This is a genomic window from uncultured Eudoraea sp. (assembly GCF_947490415.1).
In the GTDB taxonomy this organism is placed as follows: Bacteria; Bacteroidota; Bacteroidia; order Flavobacteriales; family Flavobacteriaceae; genus Eudoraea.
The window spans coordinates 1-235 of the sequence record NZ_CANLGX010000018.1 but is presented as its reverse complement, the minus strand read 5'-3'; the positions used below and the strand labels follow the sequence as shown (position 1 = coordinate 235).

The 235-nt window shown below is 52.8% G+C and carries 1 protein-coding gene; it reads left to right on the top strand.

Annotated elements, in window-relative coordinates; translation table 11 throughout:
- Window positions 1-235: Ig-like domain-containing protein (locus Q0874_RS17370; protein ID WP_299164818.1), on the top strand; the 235-nt coding region annotated here is incomplete at both ends.

Genomic DNA, 235 nt, shown 5'->3' with positions numbered 1-235 from the left:
ATGAGTCGGTAACCGGATTCGACATTGGGGATCTGACCCTTGGCAATGGCAATGCGGGGAATTTTTCAGGAACAGGCGACACCTATACGGTAGACATCACGCCTACTTCGGATGGGGCGGTGACAGTAGATATACCGGCAGACTCGGCTATCAATGGTAGCGGAAACGGCAATACGGCAGCTGCCCAGTTCAGTATTGATTATGACGGCACCTCTCCCGGTGTTGTGATCAGTTC